Source organism: Clostridium polyendosporum, assembly GCF_018332455.1.
Classification (GTDB): domain Bacteria; phylum Bacillota; class Clostridia; order Clostridiales; family Clostridiaceae; genus Clostridium_AY; species Clostridium_AY polyendosporum.
Genome location: NZ_BOPZ01000050.1, coordinates 1 through 11,362, shown reverse-complemented (window position 1 = coordinate 11,362; position 11,362 = coordinate 1). Strand labels below are relative to the sequence as shown.

Genomic DNA, 11,362 nt, shown 5'->3' with positions numbered 1-11,362 from the left:
CTCGTATCATTTGAATAACTCCTATGAAATAAAATTCTATACTTTTAATTTTACTTCATAATTCAGTAAAAACAAAGACTGCTGACACTTTGTCAGCAGTCTGAAAAAATAGAAATGCACTAAGTGCATTTCTATTTTTTATATGCACTTATTATATACTACTTCTTTATAAGCTTAGTACCTTCCTCATTCTGCTCAATAAGCTTTTTCCTCATAAGTCCGCCAAGAGCAATCTTGAAATAATTCTTACTAGTATTAAACTCTCTTTTAATGGCCTCTGGTGAACTCTTATCATTAAATGGCATAACTCCATTATTATCTTCTAAATATTTTAAAATCTTCTCAGAAAGTACATCTCTTTCATCAAGTTTTTTACCTCTAGGAGTTAATCCTAATCTGCCGTCTTCATAAATCTTTTTTACCCTAAAATTTAATTCTTCTCCTGGCTTTATATCTGTAAAGTATTCATTTTTAAGCACTACGCCCTCATATTTTCCTTCTACTGCAACCATTAATGAATCATTAGTTTGAAATCCATAAATAATTCCGGTAACTTCCTGCCCAAGCGCAGCATCTTCCATAAAATCCAAATATGGAGAGATATCAGTTGTAGCAGCCAATCTTCCAGTTTTATCTTCATAAATATAAAATAGATAACTCTTATCTTTTTCTAGATTATACTTCTGTTCTTTCATTGGAACTAAAACATCTCTTTCCAATCCGATATCTACAAAAGCACCAACATTAGTTATAGCCTTAACTTTTAAATACGCGATTTCCTCTACTTTAGCTAGAGGAGTTTGTAATGTAGCAACTAACCTATCCTTTGAATCTCTATAGATAAAAGCATGAACTACATCATCTACCTTTATCTCTTTATGTAATGTACTTGCATTTGGTAAAAGAATATCATCTGAAGTGTTTCCAGTTCCTGCATCAAGAAAAAATCCAAAAGATGCCTCACGTACTACTTTTAAATCATTAAAATCTCCTATTTTAAACATAAATCCTCCTAAATTAAACCGTTTTTGTGCAAAACTCATTTTATCACAGCATTATTATGATATCCATAAATAATGAAAATTTTTCTAGAAATAATATAAATATATATATTTTAAAATACAAATAAGTGTATAATCATATTATACCATATATTGTGTTTTTTATAGCTATACAATCAATATATTGTGTTTGGGAGGTTATTATGAACTCATTAGATTTAATTTTAACCCGTTATTATACCAAAGAATTAGAAAACACCCCCGAAAAAGATGTATATGATCTCTTTCAGTGGAAAAAAGTTGATGTTTTATTGAAAGATCATAAGACAGGAAAAGTTATAACTGACATGAAAAATCTTGAATTCCCTATTCATTACTCTCAAAATGCCTGTGATATCATAGCTTCAAAATATTTTAGAAAAGCTGGCATTCCAAATGAAATAGGCTACGAAAATTCAATGCGAATGGTTGCTAACAGAATGGTTTCTTTTTGGAGAGATGCACTTAAGGATGAAGGACTTCTAACCACTGAAGAACAAGAAAAAATATTTTACGATGAAATGGTTTTTGCTCTGCTTAATCAAATGTATGCTCCGAATTCCCCCCAGTGGTTCAACACAGGACTAGCTCAAAGTTACGGCATACAAGGTAACCCTTCGGGTAACTTCTATTATAATCCATCAAGCAAAAGTGTGATTGGATGCGAAGACTACTACACAAGAACTCAAGCATCAGCCTGCTTTATACTCTCTATAGAAGATAAACTTTTAGGTAAACATTCAATATCTGAACAATATGTTACAGAAACAAAACTCTTTAAGGGTGGTTCAGGTTGTGGCACTAACTACTCCACTTTAAGAGCTGAAGGAGAAAGACTTTCTGGTGGAGGGGTTTCCTCAGGCCTTATGAGTTTTTTAAGAGGGTTTGATAGGAATGCAGGTGCCATAAAATCTGGTGGAACAACAAGAAGAGCAGCTAAAATGGTCTGTCTTAATATCGATCATCCTGAAATCGTGGAATTTATATCATGGAAAGCAAAAGAGGAAGATAAGGTTAGAGCTTTAATAAAAATGGGATACGATAGTGACTTCAATGGTGAAGCTTACGCTACAGTCTCTGGTCAAAACTCTAATAACTCTATAAGGATTTCTAATAACTTTATGAAAAAAGTAGATACTCTAGATATAAATCCTAATGCTGAAATTGAACTTAAAGGGAGAGTTGACCCTTCCGTTAATAGAATGGTTAAGATTAAAGAACTGTGGGACTTAATAAATGAATCTGCATGGAAATGTGCTGACCCTGCTCCTCAATTTGATGATACCTTTAACAGCTGGCATACATGTCCTTGCGGCGAAGATGGTATTTATAATGCTCCTTATAATAAATTAAATTCAACAAATCCTTGTGGGGAATATGCATTTTTAGATGATACTTCTTGTAATCTATCCTCTATAAATTTGCTTAAATTCTATGATTTTAGAACAAAATCTTTCGATTATAAAGGTTTTATGCATGTAATTAGCTTAAATCAATTAATGCTTGAAGCTTCTATCCACTGGGGACAGTTTCCTACAGAAGATATAGCTAGAAAAACTTATATGTTTAGATCTACAGGACTTGGGGTTTCTAATTTAGCTTCTCTTCTTATGGTTATTGGATATCCTTATGATTCTGAGGAGGGTAGAACCATAGCTTCATCGCTTATAGGATTACTTACTGGATATTCATACTATATTTCTTCTCTAATGGCTCAGAATGTAGGAGCATTTGAAAAATACGATATAAATAAACCCTACATGCTAAAAGTTATAAGAAATCATGCCCGAGTTGCGGGTGCGCTTAATACACCTTTTGAAGATTTAAGTTATACTCCTATTAGCATAAATCACACTTTACTTAACGCTATTGAATTTGATGAATTAAGTAGTATATTAAAAGAAAGCTGGGCACATGTATTAGAAACTTCTGAGAGCTTTGGATTTAGAAATGCACAAGTTTCTGTTATCGCTCCTACAGGTACAATTTCCTTTGCGATGGATTGTGGTTCAACTTCTATCGAGCCATTTTTTAGCCATGTAATTTACAAAAAACTTGTAGGTGGAGGATACATGACCATTGTTAACCCTGTCATAGAAGTATCCTTAAAAAACTTAGGATATAAAGAAGAAGAAATTAAACATATCGTAGACTATGTTTTGCGTACAGAAAAAACTAATGTAAATGGTATTGAGTATGAAAGACTTGCTGATGGTAAATTAGAGGGAGCACCCTATCTTAAAGAAGAGCACTACCCTATTTTTGATACAGCGAATAAATCTGGAACTGGAACAAGATTTATATCTCCTGAAGGTCATGTTAAGATGGTAGCTGCTATAACTCCTCTTATATCAGGTGCAATATCTAAAACCGTTAATCTTCCCAAGACTTCTAGAATAGAAGATTTTAAACATATTATCCTAATGTCTTGGAAGCTAGGAGTAAAAGGAATAACCTTATATAGGGATTCCTCAAAAGCATCTCAGCCTTTAAACACTTCTATATTTGAAGAAGGTTCCTTTAGGCTAGAAGATTTAGACTATCATAGTTTGCTAGAAAAAGCTAAGGAATATCAAAAATCTTTAAATAACGTAACTAGAAGAACTAAACCTGAAGGTATTAGGTACGGTACAACACATCCAGCTCAAATTAGTGACGTAAAGATATATACCACAGTCAATAGAAATGAAAAAGGAGAAATATGCGAAATTTATATCACTACTGATAGAGAAGGAACAATAATAACAGGTTTATTAAATTCTCTTTCAAAATCTATTTCTGTAATGCTACAGCATCATGTACCTCCTCAGGATATATCAAGAATGCTTAGAGGACAAATGTATGAACCTTATGGTTTTGTACAGCGTCATCCATACATTAAAAACGTCACATCTATATCTGATTTAATAAGTAAAATCATAGACATAGAATTAGGAGATTTTTCAAGATGTCAGGTTAAGCCTGAGAAATTAAGTGAAAGTCCATACACAACACCACTTATTACTGATGAAAAACCCGAATCAACAAAAGGAGAAAGAGTTTACGGAAGTGTATGTCCTAATTGCTCATCTATAAGAATGATTAGAAATGGTACTTGTATGGTTTGTTTAGATTGCGGTTCAACAACAGGTTGTAGTTGATTTAAACAAATTGCCAGTATAGATAAGTAGAAATACAACTTTGACCTTTACTACTACAACTTTAAGGTTTCCTGCGTCAATGCGGTCTTATTTGCTGCCTACCACTTTTGGTGTCCCTGGCAAATCGTTACAAGGATCCTTGCTATTGCCCCTATGGTTTATGTTGTAGGTTATGTTTAAAAAATAATGTTGATTTCTAATACAACAAAAGACTTGCCTCAGTATAACTTACAAGACAAGTCTTTTGATTGTATTTTCATCAGGCTTTTTTAGCTTCTTCCACAATTTCTATCTGTTCGATTGTTTCTGTATTTTCTATACCAACAACATTTTGTTCCAAAATGCTTTCTTCAATAGCATCATTGCAAACCTCAACTTTAGTTAACAATGTTAAGCATTTTGAAATTTTTTTATTAACTATACCCACACCCACTAAAACAAATGCGATGCCTTCATATACAGCAATTGGCTCAAATATTCCTGGGAGCAATTGTGTTGGTATTAATTTATTAATAACAGTAGCTTTGGGATACCCCTGAGTTACATATTGATTAACAGTATCTCTAAATAATAAAATATTACTAATTAATAATGCAATTCCAACAAGTCCTACAACTGAAGCAACAACATACAGAACAATTGAAACAGAAAATTTTCTTGATTTTTTAGATACATTTTTATCTTTAATCTTCATAATAATTTGTCTCCATTTCCGCCGTTAAAGGCTATACTATAAATTTAAAAATTATATTATAAATATTCAACAATATTTTACAACATAGCCATGTTGTAAAATGGAAGAAAAACATATACCTATGTAAGCTTTTAAACAGAACGCTCAATAAAAATTGTATCCCAATACTGCAATTCGGGAACCTTAATCTCTAAGAAATTACCCTTTGAATCCTTCTTTTTGCTATATTTTAATGGCATTGACGTTCCTCCATTTAAATCTGGAGATGCTAAATTTACACTCTTTATATCTGTATAATCCACATATAGTTTCAAAATAAAATCTTTTTTCGTTTCAGGAGGACTGCAGCTTCCCTTTTCATCTCTCCAGTTATCATCTTCTCTATTTAAAAGGTTGATTAGCTGAACAGTTTGGTATTTCTTATTTTCCTTGCTGTAGGCCCATATTGTTTTTGCACTTCCATTGTTGCTCACATTTATACCTGGAACTTCAATTGTGGTATTTACTTCGTTCATATTATCCCTAAGTATGTTTTCATAGGCTACAATAAAATCATAATAGTTTCTCATAGAACTTGTAAGGGCAGGTGTCATCTTTACATTATCATTGGCAAAATACTCGTTTGAAAGCATGCCTGTATCTCCAAGCTCAACATGAGCTCCTCCTGCAGCAAAAATAGCAGCATCTGTTAGCTTAACAGAGTGTTCATTAAATTCTTCACCTCGATGCATTCCATAGTTCATATAGGCGGCTATTACTGATGCTTTTTTTCCATTGCTGTACCTCAAATCATTATCTATAGTCTTTTTAATCATTCCATAGGATGCATAATCAGAAGGCCATATTTCTGTGTATAAAAAGTCAACATCAGTATCCTTTGATACAGGAGTTTTTCCGAACTCTTGAACATTATTAACAACTATTCTCTTATTTAAAGCTTTTTTTGCATTATTTAAAAAATCAGTATATGTTTTATCAATATTAACTTCATTTCCATTATAGTCATAAAGAGTTCCCCTAGGTCCTAGAGTATCAACATGGAATACATCAAAATTGTATACATCCATAACATCCTTTTCCCTTTGGAACATGTAGTTCTGCCACTCCTTGTTTCCTGGATTCATTAAATACACCTTTTTAACAGCCCAGCTATCTGGAAGTGAGAAAGAATCCGCCTCATTATGATTATTATCCTTATAAAGTCCCCACTCCTTCTTTACACCTCTAGTTTCATAATCCTCATATGCACCATACATGAGATTATAGTTTGCAGCCATCATATTTTTATCATGGGCAAAATTTATAAAGTTTTTTACGGTTTCACCTGAGGTTCTTCTATTTGCAATGTCCGGCCAGGTTAACTCCGGGTTATCAACGGTACCTGCAAGGGGCAGGTCATGTTTATACTGCCAGTCATAAAATTGAAGCCCATTTAGATGGAACCTGCTTAAGTTATCTATTATCTCCTTTGCCTTATTCCTGTCCATTTCTGGAAAATTAGCTATATAGCCATACCTTGGGAACTTGCTCCAATCTGAAGATACATCTATTGCAGTATTTCTATGATCAATAATTTTATTTCCCTTAACTGCATATACTTCCAGCATATATCCTGTATAATCATCATCAGGAGGAAACCATTTTAAATTAAGCTCTTTATATTCACCCTTCTTTAAATTCACCTTAACCTCTTTGTAATATATACTTTTGTCTAAATGTTTAAAATAAACCCTCAGCTTTCCACTATAATCCTTTTCTAAATCATTCTTCAATTTTACAACATAATAAACCCCTTCATGGAGCTTATAGGAACTTTTATCAGTGTACACATCCTTTATTAACATATCCTGATAAATAGCTGAGTTATTAGTATTTAATTTCCAATATGATTTTCCAATATAAGCTAATGCTACAACTGCCAAAACTAAAATAATCACTATAATAAATTTCTTTTTAAACATTGAATGCACCCTCTAATAAAGGGAGGAGCCAAAATATTTTACTTTAGCCCCTCCTTTTTCATTTAATTATTTACTTTCGTTTATCATCACTTTTCCAGACTGGTCAGCAGGAATGTTAACATATAAAACATTTGCCTTATTATCATAGAAGTAAGAACCTGAATTTTTGTTAAGTTCCTCTATGCTGTTAACATTAGTATACTTTTTAGATTCATTTTTAACTTCAGATGGATTTCCCTTTATTCCATTTAATTTTAATGTATAATTTGTAAGTTTAGATTCCTTATAGTTTCTTGCCTTCTTTTCCTGCATGAATTCTATGTTATTACCGTTTCTTGCTACTGTAAAGTTTGTTATGTTAAACTCTCCACCCTTGTAATCTAAGGTATTATTATCATCTTCATAGAATGAATAAGTAGCCTTTCCATCAAGGTAAGTATCAAGTATAAGGTTAGTTAGTGGTTTTTCATCTGTTTTTTGCTGAACTTCACGGCTAGGAATTATAGAATCCTTCTTAACATAAAGAGGCATAGTTCCTAAATCAGCATTACGTGTAATAGTTTGTCCCCCTTTAAACTCTTCTCCAGTCCAAAAATCAACCCACTTTACACCCTTTGGAAGATATACGCTTCTGGATGTTTGTCCTTGCTGTACTATTGGCGCTGCCATAATTGAGCTTCCAAACATAAATTGGTCAGCTATATTATAGGTGTTTTTATCTTCTTGGAACTGGTAAATAAGAGGCTGCTGTACAGGTGCTCCTGTCTTTGAAGCTTCTACAAAGGCATTATAAAGATATGGAAGAAGCTGATATCTTAGATTGATGTATTTACGGCTTATATCTTCAACATCCTTTCCAAATACCCATGGTTCCTGACCCATCTTTACATCTGACTTTACATCACTGTCATAATGGTCACGTGCAAATGGTAGAAGTGCTCCTACTTGAATCCATCTTGCAAATAATTCCGGTGTTGGACGCTGAGCAAATCCTCCGATATCATTTCCAACAAATGGCTGACCAGATAATCCTATATTTGTATTCATAGGAATTGACATTTGAAGATGTTCCCAATTACTTGCGTTATCTCCTGTCCAAAGAGCAGCATAACGCTGTGTACCAGCATACATATCACGAGTCAATACAAATGGTCTTTGATTTGGCTTGTTCAATTTAAATCCATTGTAAGTCGCCTCTGCTTCATCATGTCCATATAAGTTATGGTATTGAGCATGGGTCTTTTTATTGTCTCCCTCACCAAACAGTATATCAAGTGGCATTGTATGATATGGACCATCAAATACAGCTGGTTCATTCATATCGTTCCAAATTCCATCAATTCCTGCATTAAATAGAGTGCTATGATTTTTTCCCCACCAATTACGAACCTCAGGCTTTGAGAAATCAGGGAATGCGGATTTTCCCGGCCATACTTCACCATTGTAAACAGAACCATCAGGATTTTTTGCAAAATAGTCGTTCTTAATACCTTCTTTATATGTCTCGTTATTCTCATCTACCTTTACAGCTGGATCATTAATTGCTATGGCATTGAAACCCTGTTCCTTCAATTTCTTTAAGGCTCCAAGATAATCCTGATCCTTGTTCCATGTAAATACCCTGTATCCATCCATATAATCAATGTCAAAATGCATTGTATCTAATGGAATTTTCTTTTCACGGTAAGTGTTGGCTACATTTACTAATTCTTCTGGTGTGTATCCCCACTTACTTTGATGGAAACCAAGTGTCCATTGGGCTGGTCTTTCCATCTTACCTGTAAGTTCAGTATATGTGTCCAATACATCTTCTATTTCCGGACCATTCATAAAGTAATAGTTAAGCTGTCCGTCATTAGCATAGAAATAGTAGTAATCATCGCTCTCGCTGGCCATATTGAAATAAGAACGGTTAGCATTGTCCATAAAAATACCATAGGCCTTTTCATTCTTTAATCCAATAAAGAATGGAATAGTTGTGTACAGGTATTTTGTATCCTTTGTGTAGGAATAGGCGTCTGTGTTCCACATTCCTATTTCTTTACCACGTTTATTAAGTCCAAGACCTGCCTGCTCTCCAAATCCGTAGAAGGCCTCGCCTTTATCTGTTTTCTTAAATACGAAGGGCTTGTCATTTTCATACCCTGAGCCGTACTTCATATAATCCTCATTAATTACATTACCGGATTTATCAAGAAATTTCACACCAAACTTTTGTTTATTTATTTTAATAGTTATTTCACTGGTTGTAATTGTATATTCCTTTTCTGAATCTTGCACTTTAAAATCAGGTGTCTTCCAATCCTTTTTTGCTATCCCCTGGGAAGTATATTCACTTTGTCCTTTTTCCACCAGGGATACCTTTACTAAGTCCTTATCGAAAATACGTATGTAAGCCTCACTGTTTCCCAAGTCAAACTTAACTCCATTATTCAATTTTTCAATAGCTCTAACAGTCAATGTCTGCTTAATATTCTGCTTTATTAAAGGAGTGTCCGGTTCAGGCTGTGTCACTGCTACAACCGCTTGCGCACTTGACGAAAAAACAATACTTGTTGTCATCAATGCAGCAAGTACACTCTTGGAAATATTTTTCTGTTTCATTTTTTCACCTCGATATTTTTATTGATGCTTTCTCTAAGCGCTTAGCAAGCATAAATTAACTGTAACAAGGGGGCTTTTTCAAGTCAATGGCATAAATTGGATTATATATTATGGATAATAATGTATTTTTATATAATTTTTGTTTTTTCATTTTTCATTTTTATTTCAAAAAAGTAACATAAATTTTTATATTTTAATTATAATTTAAATACAATTTAAATTATAATTAAATACAAATTAATCAAGGTAAGGGATGCATGTAGATAACTGATATTACTACATATTTCCTATTATTCCTTACTGAATGCTATTTACAAATTTAAAACATTCTTGCAGTCCATATTTTTAACATTAAAAACTCGTTATCATATTAGCTAATATAATAACGAATAAAAAATATTAATATTAATATTTTATTAATTATATTACAAAAGAGTTAACGCATTATTTATCTATTTACAAAAACTTAACTAAAATATTGCTCTTTTTAAATGATTTAAATAGTAAATCGATGATCTCCGACATCGCCTACCTCCTCATATATCCACATTATGGAATCCGCACACCCAGTAGAATGTGTATTTTTCAAAAGCTGATTATGGTCTGATATCTTCAACTTCTTTAGTAATTTCCTCAAAACTATATGTTACAAGTAGTTTTTCTTCAATATTTAATTATGAATTGTTTTAATATAAATTGTACATTTAATTGTAGTTTTTAATATTATATATTATCAACAATTATTGTGAGGTTTTTTTAGTTGGGTAAGCATAAAAGAAGACAAAGAAGTGATACTCCTCCAATAGATTTATCCGACCTAAAGTTTTTTTATGGAATACCCCACTGTCATACAGAGATATCAACTGGTAAAGGTACTCCCCTAGAAGCGTTAGAGTGTGGCAAAAAAAATGGAATTAACTTTATGGTATTAACGGATCATAATAATTATTTATCAGAAATGATACCTTATAAAGGTGAGAAAATATCTAAGTGGAAGTTTTTAAAAACAATTGTCGATCGTTTTAACAAAAAGCATGATGATTTTATAGCTTTGCTTGGCTTTGAAGCTAATTCAGTCCCCTGGGGACATCTCAATATTATTAATTGCCAAACTTATTTTAAGGGCATTATTAAAAACTTTAATAATTTAATGTTATGGCTAATAGCAGATGGCAACTCATTTTTTTCAATAAATCATCCAAGTAATGTAGTTGACTCCATTCCGTATAATCCATTACTTAATCATTTTTTGAATTGCATTGAGGTAGGGAATGGTTCTCCTCCTCATAAATATAATAGGTATGATAAGAGATATTTTTCAATGCTAGATAAAGGGTGGTTGATAGGCGCAATAAATTCCCAAGATAATCATAGGTTAAACTTTGGAGAAAGTGAAAACTTAACTGCTATAGTTTGCAATAACTTTGACAAGGCATCTATTGTAGATGCGTTTAAAAAACGACATACTTACTCTACAGAATCAAAAACATTGAAACTTTACTTTACAATAGACTCAGCATTTATGGGACATGAACTAGAGTTAACTTCTCCCACAGAGCTTAATTTTTTAATCTTTGCTGAGGACTATGTAAATCCCATAGAAAAAATTCAAATCATAACTTCTGGAGGTAAAGTCATTAAAGAATTAGAGGACCTTGGAATTGGTAGAATAAAATATCTTCTCACTCTGCCCTACTCACTTGAAAATAAATGGTATGTAATCAGAGTATTTCAAAAAGGTAATAAACAAGCCCTAACTTCTCCAATATTTATAAAAATAAAAAACTCCTAGCGGAGTTTTTTATTTTTATCAGTTTGCTGAAAAACCCCCTGTTTAAAAACAGAGGGTTTTTCTAGCAAACTTGTGGATAAATTTTAAAACAGGGTTTTTCTATTAATTTGAATAAAATTTTATATAAATCT

6 protein-coding genes are annotated in these 11,362 nt (G+C 32.5%); 2 read left to right on the top strand and 4 right to left on the bottom strand.

Features of this window, described 5'->3' with window-relative positions:
• Window positions 1-158: 158 nt before the first annotated feature.
• The gene (locus tag CPJCM30710_RS16940) at window positions 159-1,004 is read right to left on the bottom strand and encodes a CvfB family protein (protein ID WP_212905338.1); all 846 of its coding nucleotides are present in this window, start codon (window positions 1,002-1,004) and stop codon (window positions 159-161) included.
• 200 nt (window positions 1,005-1,204) lie between these two features.
• On the opposite strand from CPJCM30710_RS16940, the gene CPJCM30710_RS16935 reads away from it, so the two are divergent.
• The gene (locus CPJCM30710_RS16935) at window positions 1,205-4,180 is read left to right on the top strand and encodes a vitamin B12-dependent ribonucleotide reductase (RefSeq protein ID WP_212905337.1); all 2,976 of its coding nucleotides are present in this window, start codon (window positions 1,205-1,207) and stop codon (window positions 4,178-4,180) included.
• Window positions 4,181-4,439: 259 nt separating this feature from the next.
• Here CPJCM30710_RS16935 and CPJCM30710_RS16930 read toward each other — a convergent pair whose 3' ends face one another.
• The 3 genes from CPJCM30710_RS16930 to CPJCM30710_RS16920 form a co-directional block, all read right to left on the bottom strand.
• A complete protein-coding gene (locus CPJCM30710_RS16930) occupies window positions 4,440-4,874 on the bottom strand; it encodes a glycosyltransferase family protein (RefSeq protein ID WP_246503577.1) in 435 nt (144 codons plus the stop codon).
• A 131-nt stretch (window positions 4,875-5,005) separates the two neighbouring features.
• Window positions 5,006-6,835, bottom strand: coding sequence for a glycoside hydrolase family 66 protein (locus CPJCM30710_RS16925; RefSeq protein ID WP_212905336.1), 1,830 nt, complete (start codon window positions 6,833-6,835; stop codon window positions 5,006-5,008).
• A gap of 66 nt (window positions 6,836-6,901) precedes the next feature.
• On the bottom strand, window positions 6,902-9,439 hold the full coding sequence (locus CPJCM30710_RS16920; protein ID WP_212905335.1) for a glycoside hydrolase family 31 protein: 2,538 nt from the start codon (window positions 9,437-9,439) through the stop codon (window positions 6,902-6,904).
• Between the two features lie 760 nt (window positions 9,440-10,199).
• On the opposite strand from CPJCM30710_RS16920, the gene CPJCM30710_RS16915 reads away from it, so the two are divergent.
• Complete coding sequence (locus CPJCM30710_RS16915) at window positions 10,200-11,231, top strand: CehA/McbA family metallohydrolase (protein WP_246503576.1); 1,032 nt, start codon at window positions 10,200-10,202, stop codon at window positions 11,229-11,231.
• The last annotated feature ends 131 nt before the right edge of the window (window positions 11,232-11,362 follow it).